Origin of the sequence: Hafnia paralvei ATCC 29927, assembly GCF_001655005.1 — a bacterium.
GTDB lineage: Bacteria > Pseudomonadota > Gammaproteobacteria > Enterobacterales > Enterobacteriaceae > Hafnia > Hafnia paralvei.
Map to the genome: position 1 here is coordinate 55,627 of NZ_LXET01000010.1, position 22,899 is coordinate 78,525.

General features: G+C 48.8%; 19 protein-coding genes. 7 read left to right on the forward strand and 12 right to left on the reverse strand.

Going from position 1 to position 22,899, the window contains the following annotated elements; translation table 11 throughout:
- The first annotated feature begins 134 nt into the window (after positions 1–134).
- Positions 135–1,559 carry a dihydrolipoyl dehydrogenase gene (gene lpdA / locus M988_RS03715; protein WP_020303577.1) on the forward strand — a complete coding sequence of 475 codons (1,425 nt, stop codon included), beginning with the start codon at positions 135–137 and terminating at the stop codon, positions 1,557–1,559.
- 153 nt (positions 1,560–1,712) lie between these two features.
- Here lpdA and M988_RS03720 read toward each other — a convergent pair whose 3' ends face one another.
- Positions 1,713–1,970, reverse strand: coding sequence for a hypothetical protein (locus tag M988_RS03720; protein WP_008814574.1), 258 nt, complete (start codon positions 1,968–1,970; stop codon positions 1,713–1,715).
- Positions 1,971–2,386: 416 nt separating this feature from the next.
- Between M988_RS03720 and acnB the strand changes: the two genes are divergently transcribed.
- Positions 2,387–4,984 (forward strand): bifunctional aconitate hydratase 2/2-methylisocitrate dehydratase, encoded by a 2,598-nt coding sequence (gene acnB / locus M988_RS03725; RefSeq protein WP_064572892.1) that lies wholly within the window; start codon positions 2,387–2,389, stop codon positions 4,982–4,984.
- 417 nt (positions 4,985–5,401) lie between these two features.
- On the opposite strand, the gene M988_RS03730 is transcribed toward acnB, so the two are convergent.
- Entirely contained in the window at positions 5,402–7,036 is a 1,635-nt protein-coding gene (locus tag M988_RS03730; protein WP_064572894.1) for a vWA domain-containing protein, read from the reverse strand.
- 491 nt (positions 7,037–7,527) lie between these two features.
- Between M988_RS03730 and M988_RS03735 the strand changes: the two genes are divergently transcribed.
- Positions 7,528–8,181 carry a tellurite resistance TerB family protein gene (locus M988_RS03735; RefSeq protein ID WP_008814571.1) on the forward strand — a complete coding sequence of 218 codons (654 nt, stop codon included), beginning with the start codon at positions 7,528–7,530 and terminating at the stop codon, positions 8,179–8,181.
- A gap of 332 nt (positions 8,182–8,513) precedes the next feature.
- Positions 8,514–8,879 carry a protein YacL gene (gene yacL / locus M988_RS03740; protein ID WP_039190139.1) on the forward strand — a complete coding sequence of 122 codons (366 nt, stop codon included), beginning with the start codon at positions 8,514–8,516 and terminating at the stop codon, positions 8,877–8,879.
- A gap of 85 nt (positions 8,880–8,964) precedes the next feature.
- Here yacL and M988_RS03745 read toward each other — a convergent pair whose 3' ends face one another.
- On the reverse strand, positions 8,965–9,312 hold the full coding sequence (locus tag M988_RS03745; protein WP_008814569.1) for a YacC family pilotin-like protein: 348 nt from the start codon (positions 9,310–9,312) through the stop codon (positions 8,965–8,967).
- 261 nt (positions 9,313–9,573) lie between these two features.
- Between M988_RS03745 and cueO the strand changes: the two genes are divergently transcribed.
- Together cueO and M988_RS03755 are read left to right on the forward strand one after the other, a co-directional pair.
- On the forward strand, positions 9,574–11,196 hold the full coding sequence (gene cueO / locus M988_RS03750) for a multicopper oxidase CueO (RefSeq protein WP_061059607.1): 1,623 nt from the start codon (positions 9,574–9,576) through the stop codon (positions 11,194–11,196).
- Positions 11,197–11,491: 295 nt separating this feature from the next.
- Positions 11,492–12,823 carry a polysaccharide deacetylase family protein gene (locus M988_RS03755; protein WP_064572896.1) on the forward strand — a complete coding sequence of 444 codons (1,332 nt, stop codon included), beginning with the start codon at positions 11,492–11,494 and terminating at the stop codon, positions 12,821–12,823.
- A 67-nt stretch (positions 12,824–12,890) separates the two neighbouring features.
- Here M988_RS03755 and panD read toward each other — a convergent pair whose 3' ends face one another.
- From panD to thpR, 9 genes are all read right to left on the reverse strand, one after another.
- Entirely contained in the window at positions 12,891–13,271 is a 381-nt protein-coding gene (panD, locus tag M988_RS03760; protein WP_008814566.1) for an aspartate 1-decarboxylase, read from the reverse strand.
- Positions 13,272–13,399: 128 nt separating this feature from the next.
- Complete coding sequence (gene panC / locus M988_RS03765; RefSeq protein ID WP_035503722.1) at positions 13,400–14,260, reverse strand: pantoate--beta-alanine ligase; 861 nt, start codon at positions 14,258–14,260, stop codon at positions 13,400–13,402.
- Between the two features lie 66 nt (positions 14,261–14,326).
- On the reverse strand, positions 14,327–15,121 hold the full coding sequence (panB, locus tag M988_RS03770; protein ID WP_064572898.1) for a 3-methyl-2-oxobutanoate hydroxymethyltransferase: 795 nt from the start codon (positions 15,119–15,121) through the stop codon (positions 14,327–14,329).
- A gap of 220 nt (positions 15,122–15,341) precedes the next feature.
- Complete coding sequence (gene folK / locus M988_RS03775) at positions 15,342–15,821, reverse strand: 2-amino-4-hydroxy-6-hydroxymethyldihydropteridine diphosphokinase (protein ID WP_008814563.1); 480 nt, start codon at positions 15,819–15,821, stop codon at positions 15,342–15,344.
- Entirely contained in the window at positions 15,818–17,212 is a 1,395-nt protein-coding gene (gene pcnB / locus M988_RS03780; protein WP_211271668.1) for a polynucleotide adenylyltransferase PcnB, read from the reverse strand. The genes folK and pcnB overlap by 4 nt, the downstream gene beginning before the upstream one ends.
- Positions 17,213–17,363: 151 nt before the next feature.
- Positions 17,364–18,239: a tRNA glutamyl-Q(34) synthetase GluQRS gene (gene gluQRS, locus M988_RS03785; protein WP_064572902.1), complete on the reverse strand. Its 876-nt coding sequence runs from the start codon at positions 18,237–18,239 to the stop codon at positions 17,364–17,366.
- A gap of 147 nt (positions 18,240–18,386) precedes the next feature.
- Positions 18,387–18,842, reverse strand: a complete 456-nt coding sequence (gene dksA, locus M988_RS03790; protein ID WP_004094427.1) for an RNA polymerase-binding protein DksA — start codon at positions 18,840–18,842, stop codon at positions 18,387–18,389.
- A gap of 192 nt (positions 18,843–19,034) precedes the next feature.
- Positions 19,035–19,742 carry a DNA/RNA nuclease SfsA gene (gene sfsA, locus M988_RS03795; protein ID WP_064572904.1) on the reverse strand — a complete coding sequence of 236 codons (708 nt, stop codon included), beginning with the start codon at positions 19,740–19,742 and terminating at the stop codon, positions 19,035–19,037.
- A 37-nt stretch (positions 19,743–19,779) separates the two neighbouring features.
- A complete protein-coding gene (gene thpR / locus M988_RS03800; protein WP_064572906.1) occupies positions 19,780–20,340 on the reverse strand; it encodes an RNA 2',3'-cyclic phosphodiesterase in 561 nt (186 codons plus the stop codon).
- Between the two features lie 53 nt (positions 20,341–20,393).
- On the opposite strand from thpR, the gene hrpB reads away from it, so the two are divergent.
- Positions 20,394–22,868, forward strand: coding sequence for an ATP-dependent helicase HrpB (gene hrpB, locus M988_RS03805; protein WP_248846490.1), 2,475 nt, complete (start codon positions 20,394–20,396; stop codon positions 22,866–22,868).
- The last annotated feature ends 31 nt before the right edge of the window (positions 22,869–22,899 follow it).

Below are 22,899 nucleotides of genomic sequence, written 5' to 3' on the forward strand. Positions count from 1 at the left end.
TTATGAATGACTCTCCATATCCGTGGGTAATATTCCCGAGGATATACAGGTTGTGAGCCAAACAATGACGTTGGCAGTGATGTTATCAATATGGATGATGTCGCACCCGCCGGACAAACAATAAAGAGGTCATGATGAGTACTGAAATTAAAACTCAGGTCGTGGTACTTGGGGCGGGCCCAGCAGGTTACTCTGCGGCTTTCCGTTGCGCGGATTTAGGTTTAGAAACCATCATCGTTGAACGTTATTCCACCTTGGGTGGCGTATGTTTGAACGTCGGTTGTATCCCTTCTAAGGCTTTGCTGCACGTAGCGAAAGTGATTGAAGAAGCCAAAGCATTGGCTGAACACGGCATCGTTTTCGGTGAGCCGAAAACTGACATCGATAAAGTCCGTGTCTGGAAAGAAAAAGTCATTACTCAGCTGACCGGCGGTCTGGCTGGGATGGCTAAAGGTCGTAAAGTCAAAGTGGTTAACGGTCTGGGCAAATTTACCGGCGCTAACACTCTGGAAGTTGAAGGTGAGAACGGTAAAACCGTGATCAACTTTGATAACGCAATTATCGCTGCGGGCTCTCGTCCAATTCAACTGCCATTCATTCCACATGAAGACCCACGCGTTTGGGATTCAACGGATGCGCTGGCGCTGAAATCAGTCCCAGAGCGTCTACTGGTGATGGGCGGTGGTATCATCGGTCTGGAAATGGGGACCGTTTACCACGCGCTGGGTTCTCAGATTGATGTGGTTGAAATGTTTGATCAGGTCATTCCTGCTGCTGACAAAGACGTGGTGAAAGTGTTTACCAAGCGTATCAGCAAGCAATTTAACCTGATGCTGGAAACCAAAGTGACGGCGGTTGAAGCCAAAGAAGATGGCATCTACGTTACGATGGAAGGTAAGAAAGCGCCGGCTGAGCCACAGCGTTATGATGCCGTTCTGGTTGCTATCGGCCGTGTACCTAACGGTAAACAGCTGGATGCAGGTAAAGCAGGCGTTGAAGTTGACGAGCGTGGATTTATTCATGTCGACAAACAGCTGCGTACTAACGTGCCTCATATCTTTGCTATTGGTGACATCGTGGGTCAGCCAATGCTGGCGCACAAAGGTGTTCACGAAGGCCACGTTGCCGCTGAAGTTATCGCAGGTATGAAGCATTACTTCGATCCGAAGGTCATTCCTTCAATCGCTTACACCGAGCCAGAAGTTGCCTGGGTTGGTATGACCGAGAAAGAAGCGAAAGAAAAAGGCATCAGCTACGAAACCTCCACCTTCCCGTGGGCTGCTTCTGGCCGTGCTATCGCTTCCGATTGTGCTGACGGTATGACTAAGCTGATCTTTGACAAAGAATCTCACCGCATTATTGGTGGTGCGATTGTGGGTACTAACGGCGGCGAGCTGTTAGGTGAGATCGGTCTGGCAATCGAGATGGGCTGTGACGCTGAAGACATCGCGCTGACTATCCATGCTCACCCAACGCTGCATGAATCCGTTGGTTTAGCCGCAGAGATCTACGAAGGTAGCATCACTGACTTGCCTAACCCGAAAGCGAAAAAGAAATAAGTTTTTGCGTTTAATGCGCTGAAATTGCTAAACGGCTCCCTAACTTAGGGAGCCGTTTTTTTTACGATATATACAACCAGTAATGAAGCTGACTGAGGGCGATTTTTTCAGAACCGGTTTAAGTACGCAGAGGTGGAACTGTTTTTTGGCGGGCTAATCGTCTTTGAATCCGATAAAAAAGGCTGCAGTGAACAGAAGCACGCCAACGATGAGTGCAAATAGGAAGAAGTTCATCCCCCAAACCATGGTGCCACTGTCTAAATCAGTGCGCGTTAAATGATCACCATTGAGCACTAAATATTGAGTCTGCGAGCTATCAATCAGATAAAACAGCGCCGCAATTGCCAGTAATACCGAGGCAATTTGTAGCACCGTAAGATAAAAAGTTTTTGATTTCCTTTTGAACTTCATTTCGCATCCTGCACCTGCTTACAACGATAGAGGATCATAGCGAAAAAATAGGCGACTAGATCCTAGAACAGATCAATATTTATCAGTTTTTGGAATTTAATACTGTCGTAGAAAGGTAAGAATTTGCTTCATGCTATATCTATGTTGCTTTTATGTGAACAGTTTAACAACCGCGTTAAATCCTGATATGCTGGACGGGCATAACCGGGTACTCTACCTATGAAGACCTTAACGAAAGAAAGGTCTTGTTCTTTCGGAGCGTAGGATAACGTTCCAAAGATATCTGACTTACCAGTGACCCGGTGGTGGGTGTGTTCCGTAGTGGGTTATCGCTCAGATGCCAACGTTGGAAACGCACTACGCAACACACCCTCTGCACACATAATGACTCCAACAATGAGAGCGAGGATAAAGTCGTGCTAAAAGAATATCGCGAGCACGTTGCTGAACGTGCGGCAGAAGGCGTGGTTCCTAAACCACTGGATGCGACGCAAATGGCTGGGTTGGTGGAATTACTGAAATCGCCACCGGCGGGTGAAGAGGAATTCCTGTTAGATCTTTTGATTAATCGTGTGCCACCGGGCGTTGATGAAGCGGCCTATGTTAAAGCCGGTTTTCTTGCCGCCGTGGCGAAAGGCGAAACAACCTCTCCTCTGGTTTCTCCAGAAAAAGCCGTTGAGCTGCTTGGCACCATGCAGGGCGGTTATAATATCCATCCTCTGATTAACGCTCTCGATGATACTAAACTGGCTCCAATCGCCGCTAAAGCGTTGTCACACACTTTGCTGATGTTTGATAACTTCTACGATGTGGAAGAGAAAGCCAAAGCAGGGAATGAGTATGCTCAGCAGGTACTGAAATCTTGGGCAGACGCTGACTGGTATTTATCACGTCCTGAATTAGCCGAGAAAATCACCGTCACCGTATTTAAAGTGACCGGTGAAACTAACACCGATGACCTGTCTCCAGCTCCGGACGCTTGGTCACGTCCTGATATTCCTCTCCATGCCTTGGCAATGTTGAAAAACGAACGTGAAGGTATCGTTCCTGATCAGCCGGGTAGCGTTGGTCCAATTAAACAAATTGAGTTGCTGAACAAAAAAGGTTTCCCTTTAGCTTATGTGGGGGATGTCGTCGGAACCGGCTCTTCACGTAAATCAGCGACTAACTCCGTATTGTGGTTTATGGGGGATGATATTCCTCATGTGCCAAACAAACGCGCTGGCGGGGTCGTTCTTGGCGGTAAAATTGCACCGATTTTCTTCAATACCATGGAAGATGCGGGCGCACTGCCAATCGAAGTTGATGTGTCTAAGCTAAACATGGGCGATGTGATTGATATTTACCCTTATAAAGGTGAAGTCCGTCATCACGAAACCAATGAGCTGTTGGCCGAGTTTGAGCTGAAAACCGAAGTACTGCTGGATGAAGTTCGCGCCGGTGGGCGTATTCCGTTGATCATCGGCCGTGGTTTAACAACCAAAGCACGTGAGGCGCTAAACCTGCCACAGAGTGAAGTATTCCGTATTGCTAAACCGGTAGCAGATAGCGGTAAAGGTTTCTCATTAGCGCAGAAAATGGTGGGGCGTGCCTGTGGAACCAAAGGTATTCGTCCTGGACAGTACTGTGAGCCGAAGATGACCTCCGTAGGTTCTCAGGATACCACTGGCCCAATGACTCGTGATGAATTGAAAGACTTGGCCTGCTTGGGCTTCTCAGCCGATTTGGTCATGCAGTCATTTTGCCATACTGCGGCTTACCCTAAGCCGGTAGACGTCACGACGCACCATACGTTGCCCGATTTCATTATGAACCGTGGCGGTGTATCACTGCGTCCAGGTGACGGTATTATTCACTCATGGTTGAACCGTATGCTGCTGCCAGATACGGTGGGTACGGGCGGTGACTCCCATACTCGTTTCCCTATTGGGATCTCTTTCCCTGCAGGGTCTGGCTTAGTGGCGTTTGCTGCTGCGACGGGTGTGATGCCTCTGGACATGCCGGAGTCTGTACTGGTTCGATTTAAAGGCAAAATGCAGCCGGGAATTACCCTGCGCGATTTGGTTCATGCCATTCCTTACTATGCGATTCAGCAAGGCTTGCTGACCGTTGAGAAGAAAGGTAAGAAAAATATCTTCTCAGGACGCATTCTGGAAATTGAAGGCTTACCAGAACTGAAGGTTGAGCAGGCGTTTGAACTGGCGGATGCTTCTGCAGAGCGCTCTGCGGCGGGCTGTACCATCAAACTGGATAAGGCGCCGATTACTGAATATCTCAGTTCTAACATCGTGTTGCTGAAGTGGATGATTGCGGAAGGCTACGGCGATCGTCGCACTTTAGAGCGTCGTATTCAGGGAATGGAAAAATGGTTGGCCGATCCACAACTGTTGGAAGGCGATGCCGATGCAGAATATGCCGCAGTGATCGACATCGATCTTGCTGATATCAAACAACCAATTCTGTGTGCGCCAAACGATCCGGATGATGCGCGTCTGCTGTCTGACGTGGCTGGCGAGAAGATCGATGAAGTCTTCATCGGTTCTTGCATGACTAACATCGGCCATTTCCGTGCGGCGGGTAAACTATTGGATGGTCACAAGGGCCAACTGCCAACGCGTCTATGGGTGGCTCCACCTACCAAGATGGATGCAGCACAGCTGACGGAAGAGGGCTACTACAGCATCTTCGGTAAGAGCGGGGCACGTGTCGAAATTCCTGGGTGCTCGCTGTGTATGGGGAACCAAGCTCGCGTGGCAGATGGCGCAACCGTGGTTTCAACGTCTACGCGTAACTTCCCGAACCGTTTAGGGACAGGGGCGAATGTGTATCTGGCTTCGGCTGAACTGGCGGCGGTTGCTTCGCTGTTAGGGCGTTTGCCGAACCCTGAAGAGTACCAGCAGTACATGGAGCAGGTGGATAAAACTGCGGTAGACACCTACCGTTACCTGAACTTTGACAAGCTGGAACAGTACACTGAAAAAGCAGATGGTGTGATTTTCCAGACTGCGGTCTGATTTGCATCAAATGAGATTAAAAGGGAGGCATTCGGCGAATGCTGGTCACTTAAGCGTGATTTTAGGGGAAGTACACCGATGGGGTCGTAGCAGCTTTAGCTGCCGGAGCGCCCCGCGGTGTGCTAGCCCCGTGTATCTCGATCTCTTAAACGATCAGAATTAGGCTTTGGCCTCCCCTTTTTTGCAGCATTTTTGCGAGGTCTATTGGCTCAGATAAAAAGGCGATCTCATCTCTAGCCGATAATGATAGGGCTAGGCGTTCACCTAGCGTTTCAAATCATCATCTAGACGTAATAATAACGAGCAAATAGTTTAGTTAGCTTTAAGTAATATGTTAAATCCACCAGCATAGTCGGTGGATTTTTATATCGTCATAGTTGAAGCCGTACCCAGCTATATGATGGGTTTTCCGACTAATTATTTCTCAGTCGATGAAAGATTTTTCGCTAAAGTCGCAATCTGGATAAACTCGGCGCGCAGGCCTAATGAATCATCCCCCTTTGCATCACGAGCCAGATTTATGGTGTCATCGATACTAAACGCTCCCGTATAACGCCCGTTATTTTTTAGCTGTTGTGCCAATGCTGCAACGGCGCTAGCAAAGCGGAAGTCATCACTGGCTTGCGACAACGATGATTTTATCTGTGATTTTGTGAGCGGGATTTCAATCAATTTTGAATCATTTCTGATTTCTGATGATACGTCCGCGTCTTTGTTTTTTTGCAGCGTTGGCTCTTTATACCGAATGCGCAGCAGGGCGAGCTCGTTGTTCTTTATATCAGAGGATGGCGTATTATGCTGATAGCGAGACTTCTCTAGCCAGCCTTTTTCCCCTACTGGAATAATTTCATATAAGGCCGTGACCGTATGTCCTGCACCAATATCTCCGGCATCCACTTTATCATTGCTAAAGTCTTCTTGGTTGAGTAGGCGTTTTTCATACCCTAATAAACGGTATTCTTTGACCTGCTGCGGATTGAATTCAACTTGTAGTTTAAGATCGTTTGCGACCACGCTCATGGTTGAACTCAGTTGCTCAACCAGTACTTTTTGCGCCTCTTGCATACTGTCTATATAGGCGTAATTACCATTGCCGACGTCTGCAATATGCATCATGAGCGAATCGTTATAATTTCCTTGACCAAATCCTAACGTGGTTAGGTTAATACCATTTTTAGACTTCTTCTTTATTTTCTCTTCCAACTGGTGAGTATCAGTGACACCAACGTTAAAGTCGCCGTCGGTGGCTAAGAAAATACGGTTGATCCCATTTTTAATGAATCCTTTTTCAGCCATTTGGTAGGCCAAGTCAATTCCAGAACCGCCCGCAGTACTGCCGCCAGCACTTAGCTGGTTGATAGCAGAGAGAATATCTGATTTATCTTTACCAGAGGTCGGTGGCAAAACTGTTTTTGTTTCGCCTGAATAAATGACGATAGATATTTTATCTTGATCGCGCATTTTATTAACCAATAATTTCAGCGAGTTTTTTACTAGCGGTAACTTATCTTCGTCACTCATAGAGCCGGATACATCTATTAAAAACACCAGATTGGCGGGTGGCAATGCCGTTGCGTTTATGTCGGTTGCCTTAATGGCAATACGTAACAGCTTCGAGTGCGCGTTCCAAGGGGTTGGCGCAATCTCGGTGGCGACGCTAAACGGCGAGTTATCGACCGGCTTAGGGTAATTATAATGGAAGTAATTAAGCCATTCTTCTAAACGTATAGAATCAGACGGCGGCAATGTTCCTCTATTCAATAAACTGCGCATCATGGTGTAACTGCCAGTATCAACATCGGCGCTAAACGTAGAGATGGGTTCTTGAGCGACAGATTTGACACTGTTTTCCGTATAGGTTGGATATTTATTATGGTCCACGGTCATCGGACTGGCCTGAGTATTCACTGCTAGCTGAGGCTGCATTGCGCCAATGATGTATTCGTTTCCCGTGTGTGCGTATGGATTTTTTTGTGAACAACCACTGGCTACTAAGCTGGATACACATAAAGTGCTTACAAGCAGTATTTTATGTATTGGTTTTTTTTTCATGCTAAACATTTCCTTATGCAGAACAGAATGGTTAATTAATTTAACGTTTTATAAACTTTTTACATCTAGATAATAGAATCTTATTGCCTTAGATTATCGGTGACAGAAAGTAGAGCTATCTGCTCGATTATTTACGCTAGTGTTTTTAATACCTCTAGTAGATATCTTAATGAAAAATATAACCAGCATTTTATTCATACGTTGGGCTGAAAGTGGTGGCATTAAGATTATTCCGTTTTTAATTTTCTGTTGTTATAAGCTGCAATTAATAAAATTATTAATTTCAATATAAGAAAGGAATAATATTCTGATTGTTATCTGTTTTTTTCTATAGATTTACTGCACATTATTAAGTTGAATGATATTGAGCGAAGTCTTAGTTCATCGCCCCTTGAAATATAGGCAAGTTTTCAATCCCCATACGTAAACTGACAGATAACCCCGTAATATAGATGTAATAATATCGATAAATTGTACCCATGGGGTGTGTGATGAAAAATAATTGGATGCAACAAATTCAATCTATGCTGGGTGATAAAACTAAATCACTTGGAGGTTCAGAGGGAGTGGGTAAGTTACTCGCACCTGCGGCATTAGGTGGTTTGGTTGGTGTTCTGCTAGGAAATAAATCATCCCGTAAACTGGTGGGAAAATTTGGCAAAAGTGCGTTGATTGTCGGCGGTTCTGCGGCGGTTGGCGCGGTGCTGTGGAATAAATATAAGCAGCGTGTCAAAGAAACTCATCAGGATGAGCCTCAGTTCGGCGCTCAGGTTTCACCATTAGATACGCGCACTAAGCGACTGATTCAGGCTATTGTGTTTGCGGCTAAAAGTGATGGGCACGTTGATGAGACTGAACGTCAGGCAATCGATAAGAGCCTGCATGAGTTGGGGCTAGGTGCGGAAGCTGAACACTGGGTGCAAGACGCTTTGGCGCAGCCGTTAAATCCAGATTTGCTTGGGAAAGATATCAAGAACGAGGATGAAGCGCTTGAGGTTTATTACCTCAGCTGTGTCGTGATCGATATCGATCACTTTATGGAGCGTAGCTATCTGGATGCTTTGGCTCAGTCGTTGAAGATCCCCGAGGATGTTAAGCAGGGCATTGAACATGATATCAGTGAGAAGAAGCGCGAGCTGGCTTGACCCTAGAGGTTATTTTTGCTGATATACCGCGCCGGTTTTCTAAGAAAACGGTGTTAATTCCATGACGGAGGCGATGGCCTCCGTTTTATTTTTCCAGTTTGCGAGCCTCGACAGTACAGCTACGCAACGGATGTTTACACTACACCTGTCATACTTCAAGCTGCATGTGCGTTGGCTGCGCTCACCTGCGTTACTCGGCAAAGCCTCGCCCTTAGGGGCCAGCGCTGTGCGCTGTTCAAAAAGGCTAACGCTTTTTTGTCCTGCAACTCGAATTATTTAGGGTATATAAATAATCCCCAGATGAAAGAGGGGACGTCGCGGAGGGCTGAACGATGGATTATGAATTTCGCCATGATGTAACTGGACAGGTCGTCGCCGTATTTTCGATGGGGCACGAGGTTGTTGGACATTGGCTTAACGAAGAGGTTAAAGGGAATCTGGAGTTACTGGCTCAGGTTGAACAGGCCGCGGCAGAGGTAAAAGGCAGTGAACGTCAATGGCAGCTTACCGGACATGAATATACGTTATGGTTAGACGGAGAAGAAGTCATGGTTCGGGCTAATCAACTGGCCGTTGAGGGCGATGAAATGGAAGAGGGGATGAGCTATTACGATGAAGAAAGTCTCTCTTTCTGTGGCTTGGAAGACTTTTTGCAGGCGCTGGATAAGTATCGGGCGTTTATCACATCAACACGCTAGCTAACCCAATATGGATGCTAGACGTTTAAAAACTAAAAACGGCAGAGATTTTCTGCCGTTTTTTTTGCCAAGCATACGTTGTCGATCAGTTTGCGTAGGCTAAAAGGCTCAGAGAGTCTCGAGCCAGATACTTGCATTTGGTTGCCGTTGGCATCGCAATGCGGCTGAGATCGTGGTAACTATCTTCACCTAACGCTTTCATTTTTTTAGTATTATAGTTAGATAAATCCCAGCCATTACGGTTGGCAAAAAACACGATAGCCTTCTTGATTTGAGCATTTGGCAAATCATTATAGCCACAGTCATTTTTCAGAAACACGAAGATAGCGGTGAGATCGGCTAAATCTTCGGATTGCATATCATCAATAGCCTGGCTGGCAGAGGTAAAACTCAGCAAACCTAAAAGCAAAAGCACCAGCGAGGTTTTTTTCATAAACAGATGCACATTATTTATTTGTACTTTGACGGTATCATATTTTAACCCTGTTTCTACAGTGTTTCTTACTCATTTTCTTAATCAATTTTGTTAATCTCACGTCATTTAATCAAGTCCCTGCTTGACTCTCCCCTTACTGGAAGGTCTACCCTGAATTCATCATGCGGGGTACAGAAAAACATTTGGCGACTATAGCCATATTGTTCGTTACTCCGATATTTAACTGAGTCTTTTCAACGACGCACAAGGGAATCTGACATGCTTCGCCGCGACTTTATCAAACTCACCGCTGTGCTGGGGGCATCGAGTGCTTTACCGCTCTGGAGCCATTCTGTTTTTGCTGCTAATCGACCCAATTTACCCATCCCCTCGCTGCTGATACCTGATGCTGCAGGTAAAATAGATCTGAAAGTTCAAACAGGTAGCATGAATTGGAAAGCGGGCGTGCAGACGCCAACGTGGGGAATTAACGGCCCACTGTTAGGCCCTGCGATGCGTTTAGAGCGTGGTAAAGATGTTGCCATCAATGTGACCAACGCTCTGCCGGAGGCCACAACAATGCACTGGCATGGGATGGAAATCCCCGGAACGTCTGACGGAGGCCCGCAGGCGGTCATTGAGGCTGGCAAAGTATGGACGGCTGCCTTTAAGGTCGATCAGCCAGCGACCACGGCATGGTTCCATCCGCATACTCATGGCCTTACAGGTCGTCAGGTGGCGATGGGGTTGGGGGGACTGATTATTATTGACGATGAAGAGAGCACCAAGCTTCCTTTGCCTAAGGAGTGGGGCGTCGATGATATCCCTGTGATCCTGCAAGATAAGCGACTCGATGCTAAAGGTCATATCGATTACCAGCTGGATATCATGACCGCGGCAGTGGGTTGGTTTGGGGATATGATGCTGACGAATGGCACACTTTATCCGCAGCATCTTGCACCGCGCGGTTGGCTACGACTCCGTTTTCTCAACGGTTGTAACGCCCGTTCGCTCAATTTGGCGACCAGCGATGGTCGCCCAATGTACGTTGTTGCTAGCGATGGTGGCCTGCTGGCTGAGCCAGTGAAGCTGAGTGAATTACCCATTCTCATGGGGGAGCGCTTTGAAGTGCTGATCGATACCCGCGATGGTAAAGCGTTCGATATTGTGACACTGCCCGTTAAGCAAATGGGCATGACGTTAGCCCCGTTCGATCATGCATTGCCGGTACTGCATATCCAGCCAACGCTCAAACAAAGCGAAGCAAAATTGCCTGATTCATTAGTCAATATGCCCGCGATCCCAGTGGTTGATAACGTTAAAACCCGTTGGTTACAGCTGATGATGGACCCACAGCTCGATATGATGGGGATGCAGATGATGATGCAGCGCTACGGTATGGAATCAATGGCGGGTATGAGTATGCAGGGCCATGGTGATATGTCGGGTATGGATCATAGTGGTATGCAGGGCATGAAAATGCAGGGGCATATGGGGCATGGCAAAATGAATCATGACGGCATGGGACATGGGCAGAAGACCGCTCAGGACTATGATTTCATGCATGGCAATAAAATCAACGGAATCGCGTTCGATATGGCGAAGCCGATGTTTGATGTCAAACGTGGTACCTACGAGAAATGGACGATTTCGGGGGAGGGCGACATGATGCTCCATCCGTTCCATATTCACGGTACTCAGTTCCGTATTCTTTCTGAAAACGGCAAACCACCGGCAGCCCACCGTAGTGGATGGAAAGACACCGTGCGTGTTGAAGGATGGCGTAGTGAGGTATTAGTGAAATTTAATCATGAAGCCCCTAAAGAACGCGCCTACATGGCACATTGTCATCTGCTAGAGCACGAAGATACAGGGATGATGATGTCGTTTACCGTTAGCTAATTTATCTGACCGCCTATGCCATTTAGTGATGAAACATAGGCTGAAATCGCGTCCATCAGCGAGCATTGATATTTTCATATAAATATTGATGTTGGCTGGTGGACGTCATCGACACCCTTTCAGTCTTACGAGTTCTTCAGTACATCCGTTTTTTGCGGATGATTTCCTGAATTCATAAGCGATACCTATATCACCGACAATCTTTTAACCATGTGCCTTCTTGCTCACCCATGCTATTCTGTTGTTCTTAAAATGATTTTTAGCCAAGTGACATCTGAATTCCCTAAATATAAAAATGAAGCTATTTCAAACAATAACAGCAGGACTGCTGTTTTCTCTGTGGGTTATTTGTACGCCGAATACGGCGATTGCCGACCTTTTGCCTGATAGTTGGCAGCAGTATCAATACATGGAAGCCGAGCGCGACAGCGAGATTTATTCGTTGGTGGGGGAACACGTTATTCCGGTTGGGCAAATTCAGCAGGGGCAGATACTCAACGTGTTTCAAGCAGATTCGGAATATTATGAGTTCCGCTTCGGCAACGGTACCGGCTTTATTGCGCGCGAAGATGTGAAAGAGCTAAAGAAGCGTGAGCCTCCGCGCGACAATCTGAACGACCTACGCAAAAAAAGTTTCCAAAATCTGGTGACAAGCCGTCCTGTGACGGTTTATAGCCAAGCAGACAATCAAAGCACGCCGGTGGCTATACTGGAAGAGAACCTACGCTATCCGGTCCTTGATAAGCAAAAAGATCGTCTCAACCAGACATGGTATGCCATTAATCTAGGCGATCGCTTTGGCTATGTCAGTGCCCTCGATGCCGATTTAGATAACGGTATTGCGGTGCTTACGTATCACCACATTCTGAAAAATGAAGAGAATAAGCGTTTCCGTCGGACATCAACGACCACATCGGATGTGGCTTTCAGTAACCAGATGGCCTATCTCAAGCAGGCTGGCTACAGTACGCTGTCGATGTATCAGTTGGAAGGCTATCTCACCGGAAGCATGAATCTACCGGCTAAAGCCGTGGTGCTTACTTTCGATGATGGTTTGAAATCGGTTTATCGCTATGCCTATCCGGTGCTTAAGCAAAATGGGCAAAGAGCCACTGCGTTCATTATCTCTTCGCGTATCAAGCGCCATCCACAAGCCTGGAATCCTAACGGACTCCAGTTTATGAGTATTTCCGAGCTGCGTGAAATCCAGGATGTATTTGATATCCAATCGCACACTCATTTCCTGCATCGGGTGAGTGCTAACAAGCAGCCTATTCTGTTCAGCCGGTCATATCACAATATTCTGTTCGATTTTCAGCGTTCACGGCGTGCTTTGTCCCAGTTCAATCCACACGTACAGTATTTGTCATACCCCTTTGGCGGCTACAATCAAAAGGCGATGGACGCCGCACGTGATGCGGGATTTCATTTAGCGGTAACGACGGTGCAGGGGAGAGTCAGAATGGGGGATAACCCGTTTGCACTGAAACGGTTATATGTCCTACGCACAGATTCGGTACAGAGCATGGCTGCGCTGATTGCGAATAACCCACAACCAGTGCCAGAAAAGCCGAATGCGGTGCCAGTGAAAGTGCCTGCGAAGGCGGTGACAGCACCGGTATTGTAAATCGTGAAGAGGCGCCAGCGTGCGCCTCTTCATCGTACTCGTGCGCTCCGAACGGCTTAAATCGGGATTATGCCACCTGCACCGGTACTGCTTTTGCCAAGCGCTTCATCACATTGTCACCTTCAAAATAGGCAACTTTAGGATTGTGTGAGCGCGCCTGTTCGTCAGACATTTGTACGTAGGAGCAGATAATCATGGTGTCGCCAACGCACGCGCAGCGAGCGGCAGCACCGTTAACGGAAATGATTTTTGAACCGCGTTCGGCGGCGATGGCGTAGGTTGAGAAGCGCTGACCGTTGTCTACGTTATAGATATCGATCGCTTCATATTGCAGGATTCCCGCTGCATCCAGAAAATCCTGATCGATGGCGCAAGAGCCTTCGTAATGCAAATCTGCCTGAGTCACTTTGACGCGGTGGAGTTTGCCTTGCAACATAGTGCGTACCATAACAATACCTTCATTAACATCTATTGATGGCAACCGTCGCGCTGAAAACCGCGACGGCAATTCTTCCTATTTTAACCGAGTGGTCGACTAAATTATCTAAAATAAGTTTACCACTGTATGTAAAATAATTAACTCTCGGCGTTAAAAGGCACGCGCATGTTATCGATAAGGCGAGCCTTACCTAACCATGCAGATACCAGAATCACCGCTGTTTTGGTATCGACGTTAACATCCAGTAGCGTGTCAGCATCACGGACAAACAGTTCATCTGGCTGCAAACCGGCTTCACGCAGGCGGCTAGTGGCTTGTTCTAGCAGCTCGTCGATATTACGCTCACCGTTCTCTAGCTGAGTGGCTAAATGGCTCATGATGTTATATAGGCGCGGCGCTAAGCGACGTTCATCTGCGGTGAGATAGCCATTACGCGAACTCAAGGCTAACCCATCTGGGCCGCGTACAATCGGCACACCGACGATATCAATATCGAAGTTCAGGTCAGATACCATCTTGCGGATCAGGGCCAACTGCTGGAAATCCTTTTCACCAAAGCAGGCAATATCTGGCTGGATCAGGTTGAATAGTTTGCTGACGATAGTTGAGACACCGCGGAAGTGCCCAGGACGGCTAGCGCCTTCTAGCATGGTTGAAAGCGAAGGCACATCGACGTAGGTCTGTTGTTCTAATCCTTTCGGATAGACTTCTTTTTCAGACGGAGCGAAGACCAAATCCACGCCTAGCCGAGTTAATTTCTCACAATCTTCCTGCAACGTACGAGGATAGCGCGCTAAATCGTCAGGGCGGTCAAACTGCATTGGGTTTACAAAAACGCTGACCACAACGACATCGGCTCGCGCTTTGGCTTCTTCGACTAGCGTAAGGTGACCTTGGTGTAGATTACCCATGGTGGGTACCAACGCAATGCGCTTGCCTTCTTGACGCCAGCGACGAATTTCACGACGTAACAGAGGGATTGTCTCAATGATTAACACAGTGGTTCTCCAAACTGATGATCTATCCCCCTCCCTGAAGAGGGAGCGATGGATGACGCTGACGAATTAGTTAAACGTATGCTCTGCAGCCGGATACAAGCCCTGCTCCACTTCTTCAATATACAGACGAATAGCTGAGCGAATGTCACTTTGTCCTGCAAGGAAGTTCTTCGCAAACTTAGGCGTGTGGCCGCCGGTAATGCCTAAAGCATCGTGCATGACAAGAATTTGGCCGTCGGTGTCTTTACCCGCGCCAATGCCAATAACGGGAATTTGTAGTGCGTCGGTAATGGTTTTTGCCAGCGCAGCAGGTACACACTCTAATACCAGCAACTGTGCACCCGCAGCTTCCAACGCTAGCGCATCTTCCAGCAGTTTATCCGCGCCGTCTTTATCACGCCCTTGAACTTTATAGCCACCGAAAATATTTACCGACTGTGGCGTTAAACCTAGATGAGCACAGACGGGTACGGCACGATCGGTAAGCATCTGCACGGTTTCAGTTAACCAACTCCCGCCTTCTAGCTTGACCATATTGGCTCCAGCGCGCATCAACGTCGCTGCGTTGGTGCAGGCCTGCTCAGGCGTGGCATAGGTCATGAACGGAAGATCGGAAAGTAACAGACAGTATGGTGCCCCACGCCGTACGGCACGCGTATGGTAAGCCACATCTTCGATCGTGACAGGCAGTGTTGAATCATGCCCCAGCAGCGTCATGCCAAGAGAATCGCCAACTAACATCACGCGAATTCCCTGATCCTCAAACAACTTGGCAAAGCTGGCGTCATAAGCCGTGATGGTGGCAAATTTAGTTTTTTGTTGTTTTAACTGTAACAGATGGGTGATGCTGGTCGGTTTCATGAGATCCCCTGACGGCGTCATTCAGACTGAGACAAAAGCGCATTCTAAGAGATGTTATGCGGTAGGAACAGCGCTTTATCTGTCAGTCGCATCGGAAAGGTATTATCGCTGGATTAACACTAACTATTAGAAAACTAAGGGGAAAACGATAGTGGGGGCGGGAATGGATATATACAGGGAAATAATTATTTATAGTTATTTCATGGATATAACTATGAAATTACCAGCGATGGAGTGGCGCTGCGCCAAGTTTTTTGAGGGCGTGACTCAGACTTTCTCCGTCAGGAAAATGGACATCAGGCGCAATTTCAGCCAGAGGATAGAGCATAAATGAACGATTTTTCATGTCGTAATGCGGAACGGTCAATCGCTCGGTGTTAATGATGTCATTGCCAAAAAGCAAAATATCAAGATCCAGCGTCCGTGGCCCCCAACGCTCATCTTTGCGTACACGGCCGTGCTCTAGCTCGATTTTTTGCGTGTGATCTAACAGGCGTTCTGCGGGTAAATCTGTGTCTAGTGCCACCACCGCATTCAGGTAATCCGGTTGATCTTGAGGCCCAAGCGGCGGTGTACGATACAGCGATGAGGTTGCGATAAGCTGAGTCTGCGGCAGTTTAGCCAGCGCGTTGAGCGCTGACTGAACCTGATGCAAAGGATCGGCAAGATTGCTGCCTAAGGCAATATAGACGCGTGTCATTCGCCGTTGCCTTCACGGCGCGGTGCGCGGCGGCGAGGACGACGTGGGCGACGGCGAGCACCATCATCACCAAGTTCGTTGGCCATCGTTTTCTGACGCGTCAGCGGAGCTTTCTGGAATTCATCCCACCACTGAGTCAAACGCTGTAGCTCATTGCTGTTCTCAGCCTGAGCACGCAGCGCCAGCAGATCAAAAGCGGCACGGAACTTAGGTTGTTCCATCAGCTTATGCGCACGTTTTCCTTGGCGGCGAGACAGACGCAGTTGCAGGGACCAGATATCACGAACTAATGCGGTGATACGCTTTGGAATCGCGAGAGTGCGACATTGCTCGTCCAAAACATCATTCATCGCCAGAGCGAAAGCGTCGTAGTAGGTCAATCCACTTTCATCATTAATTTTTTGTGCCAGCTCAATCAGCGGATACCACAGCATAGCTGCGAACAGAAATGCAGGATTCACTCGCATGCTGTTTTGCAAACGATGATCGGTGTTTTTCAGCACCTGATTGATGATTCGTTCCAGCGGGCTATCGCCATTAGGTGTGAAGTGGCGAGAAATGACGGGGAACAACGGCTGGAATAGCTGGTATTCGCACAGCAACTTATAAGTGGCCAAACCATAGCCAGACTGTAGTAGTTTCAGCGACTCTTCAAACAGGCGAGCCGATGGGATCTCATGCAGCAGCGCCGCTAAACGTGGAATAGGCTCCGCCGTTTGCGGGCAGATAGTCATATCCAGCTTGGCTGCAAAGCGTACCGCACGCAGCATTCGTACCGGATCTTCACGGTAGCGCGTTTCTGGATCGCCTATCAGGCGAATTCGACCTTCCTGCAAATCACGCAGGCCGCCGGTGTAATCACGAACCGTAAAATCTGAAATGCTGTAATACAGGCTATTGATGGTGAAATCGCGACGCTGGGCATCTTCTTCGATATTGCCGTAAACGTTGTCGCGTAGCAGCATGCCGTTTTGCGCTTGCTGAGAGATATTTTTGCCATCACCAGCATGTTCATGGTGACCACGGAAAGTGGCAACTTCGATAATTTCTGGGCCAAACATCACGTGGGCCAAACGGAAACGGCGGCCAACTAAGCGACAGTTGCGGAACAATTTACGTACTTGCTCCGGCGTTGCGCTCGTGGTGATGTCAAAATCTTTAGGCTGTTTACCGAGCAGCAGATCGCGCACGCCACCACCAACCAGATACGCTTCGTATCCTGATTTGTTCAGGCGATAGAGAACCTTGAGGGCGTTCTCACTGATTTGTTGGCGCGAAATGTTATGTTGATCGCGCGGGATCACCGTCATTGAACGTGACTCCTCCGCTTGTGCGCTCTCCGCCTCTCGGCTTAAAACCTTACGGCAAAAGTTGGCGACTCGGGTAAAAATGGTGCACCTCGATAGTGTCTTGTTAGTCGTATGCTCTGAATCATTCAAGCTGCGTTTAGCGCCCGCAACGTGATACATGACGAGTATATGCAGAAAAAATAGCGGGTCATCATAGCGTAAGCGGGCCATTTTGAGAATGGCGCTGATAAATTCACGCCATTAATCGCGAGTTTTTTGGTATTTGCTGCATATCCCAATGGCTCACTGCATATTCTAGCAGCGCTTCGGTTGTTAAATCAGCCCATTCTTCCGGCACTGACTGTCCCAAAAAACCAAGAGCCGCAGCCAGAACGGGGCGCGGATCGCTCATCGGAATGGGTTCAGCGTGATTTTGCTTAGATAGCTTGTTGCCGTCGTGATTTAACGCCAGTGGCAAATGCAGGTAGCGCGGCGTTTGCCAGTTAAACTGGTGATACAGTGCCATCTGTCTGACGGTTGGCTCAATTAAATCAGCGCCGCGTACGATTTCAGTAATACCTTGAAAATGATCGTCAACCACCACCGCCAAATTATAGGCAAACAGTCCGTCACGGCGGTGAATAATAAAGTCTTCTTCAGCCATTGCACGATCGGCAGCCAGCCAACCGTGTAACTCATCTTCAAACCCATACACCGGATGCGTTTGTTCCAGACGTAGCGCCGCATGAGCAGAGCTAAGACCTAACGTTCGGCAATGACCGTCGTATAACCCGCCTAACGAATGAATACGGCTGCGGGTACAGGTGCAAAAATAGGCTTTGTGTTCATGCCGCAAAAAATCCAGCGCGGCGCGATAAGCATCGTGGCGGTGGGATTGATACAGTACGCTGCCATCCCAATGAAGTTTATAGTGTTCGAGCGTACGCAGAATGCGATCGGCTGCACCGGGAACTTCACGTGGAGGATCAATATCTTCGATGCGAACTAGCCAACGACCCTGTTGCGATCGAGATTGCAAATAACTACCGAGGGCGGCAATGAGCGAACCAAAGTGCAAATCGCCAGATGGAGATGGGGCAAAGCGGCCAATATAGTGATGTGATGGCATTTGGTTTGTGGATTTCGTTACGTTGGCGTCATGCCTCTGTACGGGAAGAATTCACCACGGTGTTGGCTTCCTGCATTAACGCCGTGGTGAGGCTGGGCTGAAACTATCAACGCCCTGATGAGCGTTGAAGGTTCTTGGTATCCCAGATTAACCGGCCATCTGCTTTTCGCGGATTTCGGCCAGAGTTTTACAGTCGATACAAAGATCGGCTGTTGGGCGCGCTTCTAAGCGACGAATACCGATCTCAACACCGCAAGACTCACAGAAGCCGAAATCGTCGTCTTCGACTTTCTTCAGAGTTTTTTCGATCTTTTTGATCAGCTTGCGCTCACGATCGCGGTTGCGCAGTTCTAAGCTGAATTCTTCTTCCTGTGCCGCACGGTCAACCGGATCCGGGAAGTTTGACGCCTCGTCCTGCATATGGGACACAGTGCGGTCAACTTCGTCACGGAGCTGGTTACGCCACGCTTCAAGAATCAGTTTGAAATGAGCCAGCTGGGCTGCATTCATGTACTCTTCGCCTGGCTTCTCTTGGTACGGCTCCACCCCAGCGATGGCGAGAATGCTTAAGGACGACGGTTTACGGTTTTGCCCTTCTTGCATGTTGCTTCTCCTACATAACACGCATTAGCGATCCCCAAACGGGGGAAAAATCAGGCCGCTATAAATAGCAGATGCAGTTCAGGTTGGCAATTATTCCTGCATAATGCTTGACAATGGTGTGAAGGACGGCGTATTTGGCGAGCGGCTCTGCGTTTTTTGTTGTTTTTTTCAACAGAAGACGAAATAGCAGACTCAATACAACCCGAACGGTAGCGGGTTGTTTAGCTCAATTCCTTCCGCGTTTATCTGTGCTCCATAGCATATGACTTCTACGCCTAGCGCACAGGCTTGTGCCAGTAATTTCGCGTATTGCGGGTCAATATGTTGTGCTGGCGCAACTTTCTCAATACCGGTATGCAGCACGGCGAAAAACAGCACTGCGCGTTGTCCGTTTTGAACCTGTTGTGCAAGCTCCCTAAGGTGCTTTTGCCCGCGCAACGTTACAGCATCAGGGAAGTATCCACAGCCCTGTTGCAGTAGGGTGACAGACTTCACCTCAATATAGCAGTCAGGTCGATTTTCTGCCTGTAATAACAAGTCGATACGGCTATTTTCTTCACCGTAGCGCACCTCGGTACGCACTTTTGTGTAACCAGATAATTCTTTTATTCGTCCTGCGGCAATGGCTTCCTGCACTAACGTGTTGGCTCGCATAGTATTTACGCAAATCCAATGCCCTTGCTGAGTTTGGGTTAGCTCCCAAGAATGAGCATACTTTCGTTTGAGATTATCCGAAGTGGAATACCACACGGTATCGCCGGGCGTTGCACATCCCGTCATGGCGCCGGTATTCGCACAGTGCATTGTCATTTCGCTACCGTCAGTCAGTTGAACGTCAGCGAGAAAACGTTTATAGCGTTGAATGAGGCGGCCTGATTGGAGTGGAGGAGCAAAAAGCATGGGTTTCCTCTGTTTCTTTCTATTATATAGATCAAGATTATTCTGAAAGTTCAGAACCGCGTTTTGTTTGCGTGATTAATGGCCAACATGCGATCTGATCATACCGAGTGCGTCCGCGCCGAAATTCAGAGGAGTAGAGCGCAAAGTGTTCAAATGCTACGGGCCAATGAAAACCTGATGGCGGTATTGCCACCGTTTTTGTCGCACCCCGTAACAGCGTAACATGAGGGTGAAAGGGGAAAGGACTTTGATAGCACCCACTACGAGCGGCCTGTGAGCGCAAAAGTTCAGCTAATTGCAGTAGCCCGCGTGGTGCTCGGCGTGAGCCAAGCCATACAACCCCAGCGCTGGGCCAGTGACCCGCATCGTCCAAATCAAGACTAAACGCAGACTGTTTGATGCGAGAAGCCATATTTTGTAATGCCAGCGATTTTTGTTCGCTCACCTCGCCGAGAAAAGCCAATGTGATATGCAGATTGGCCGCAGCAATCGGACGCCCAGCTTCCGGTGGAAACTGCTCTGCACGCCATTTCACCAGTGCTCGCTGGGTTTTGGGCGGTAATGGCAGGGCAAAAAATAGTCGGCGGGTATCAGACATGCGTTCTCATTTCTCTTAGTTTCACCGCTGAATGCTACAATGCAGCCCAGCTGATGTTAAAGCATTATACCTCTTATTTTGGAGTCTTCGTGTCCTTACTTCCCGTTGCCGCCGTGCTTGAGCCATTACTGGCCGCCTTACAATCATCTGCTCGGGTGTTACTCAATGCGCCAACAGGTGCGGGTAAATCTACGTGGTTGCCGCTGCAGTTACTGAAAGCCGACTGGCTGGATGGCAAGATTATTATGCTGGAGCCGCGTCGCTTGGCTGCGCGTAGCGTGGCGAATCGTCTTGCTCAGCAGTTAGGTGAAAACGTAGGGCAGACAGTGGGCTACCGTATGCGTGCCGACACAAAGGTGAGTACGCAAACGCGGCTGGAAGTGGTCACTGAAGGTATTTTGACCCGAATGTTACAGCAAGATCCGGAGCTGTCCGGCGTTTCTCTGGTGATTCTGGATGAGTTTCATGAACGTAGCCTACAGGCCGATTTAGCTCTGGCGTTGCTGCTGGATGTACAGCAAGGGCTACGTGATGATTTACGTTTGCTAATTATGTCAGCGACGCTGGACGACGTTCGCTTAACTAAATTGTTGCCGGATGCCCCCGTGATCCGTTCAGAAGGGCGAAGTTTCCCTGTGGTTCGCCGCTATACTCCCGTTTCTGCGCATGAACGATTGGAGCAATCTGCCTGTAATGCGGTGCTGAATTTGTTACGACAGGAATCTGGCTCTTTATTGCTGTTTTTACCTGGGGTGGGGGAAATTCGACGCACCGCAGAATTGCTGCAGAGCTGTGTTGATGACGATACGGATCTTTGCCCGTTATACGGTGCTTTGCCTTTGTCTGAACAGCAGAAGGCTATCGATCCGTCACCGGCAGGTCGTCGAAAGGTGGTGCTGGCCACTAACATTGCGGAAACCAGTCTGACGATTGACGGTATTCGCTTGGTTATCGATAGCACATTGGAAAGAGCGAGCCTGTTTGATATCCGCAGTGGGCTGACTAAGCTTGTGACACAAAGAGCCAGCCAAGCCTCAATGACGCAGCGTGCGGGGCGCGCTGGGCGTCTCGAACCCGGTATTTGCTGGCATTTGATGGCTGCAGAGCAGGCGGAACGTACCGCTGAATACAGTGAGCCAGAGATCTTACATAGCGATCTGAGCAGCCTATGGCTGAATCTGTTGCAATGGGGATGCACCGACGTCGCTCAGCTTCAATGGCTGGATACTCCCCCGCAGGCCGCCATCTCGGTGGCACAGCGACTGCTATTTCAATTGGGAGCCGTCAATGAACAGGGGGCTTTAACGGCGACAGGCCGTGTTATGAGCGATGCGGGCAGCGATCCGCGTTTAGCTGCCATGCTGTGTGCAGCGCAGCAGGCAGGAGAAAATGCACTGGCGACGGCGGCTTTGCTGGCCGCGATTATCGAAGAGCCTCCGCGTGGCGGTAACGTCGATCTGCGTAATGCGCTTTTTCATCCGCAAAATCATTGGCAGCGGCGTGCGGATCAGCTTTGTCGGCGTTTAGGAAAAGGTCAGGGGACGGTTGAGCCTGAGGAGGCGGCATTTTGGCTTGCGCATGCATATCCCGATCGTATCGCCAATTTACGCGGACAAGATGGACGATATCTGCTGGCTAACGGGCTAGGGGCTGCGATGGAGCCGGACGATGCATTGGCGCGTACGCCGTGGATGATCGTGGCGAATCTATTGCAGGGTGTAAATAACAGTGAAGCGCGAATTTTGCTGGCCTTACCCTGTGATATTGAGCGTCTGGCGCCACGCTTGCCGCATCTCATCAGCGAGCAAACCAGTGTGGAGTGGGATGAATCCAAAGGCACTCTGCGGGCATGGAAACGCCAGCAGTTAGGGCGCTTGGTGCTGAAAGCTCAACCATTGGCAAAACCTTCCGCAGAGGAACTCTCTCAGGCGTTGCTCAATTGGGTTCGTCACCAAGGAATTAGCGCCTTAAATTGGAGCGATTCTGCGCAACAGCTGCGTTTACGGCTACAATGTGCAGCGCAGTGGTTGCCAGACGTTAACTGGCCAGCCGTTGATGATGATAGCCTGCTAGATTCGCTGGAAGATTGGTTGCTTCCGTCTTTGAATGGCGTGCGTGACTTGCGCGGTTTGCAGAATATTAATTTAACCGAGGCTCTGTTAAGTTTGATGGATTGGCCGACCCGCCAACGTCTAGATAGTGCCTTGCCGACGCATTACACTGTGCCGACGGGATCGCATTTGCCCATCCAGTATTTTAGCGATAAACCTCCCGTGTTAGCTGTACGTTTACAGGAAGTGTTTGGCGAACAGCAAAGTCCTAAGATTGCCGAGGGGCGTGTGGCGCTGGTGTTAGAGCTATTATCTCCGGCTCGTAGACCTTTACAAATTACTCGCGATCTCGCTGCGTTTTGGCAAGGTTCGTATCGTGAAGTGCAAAAAGAGATGAAAGGGCGTTACCCAAAACACGCGTGGCCTGACGATCCGGGTAACGCGCTGCCAACGCGACGCACGAAGCGTTTTCAGTGAATGATTTCCCATACTCAGTGGTGATTCTGGG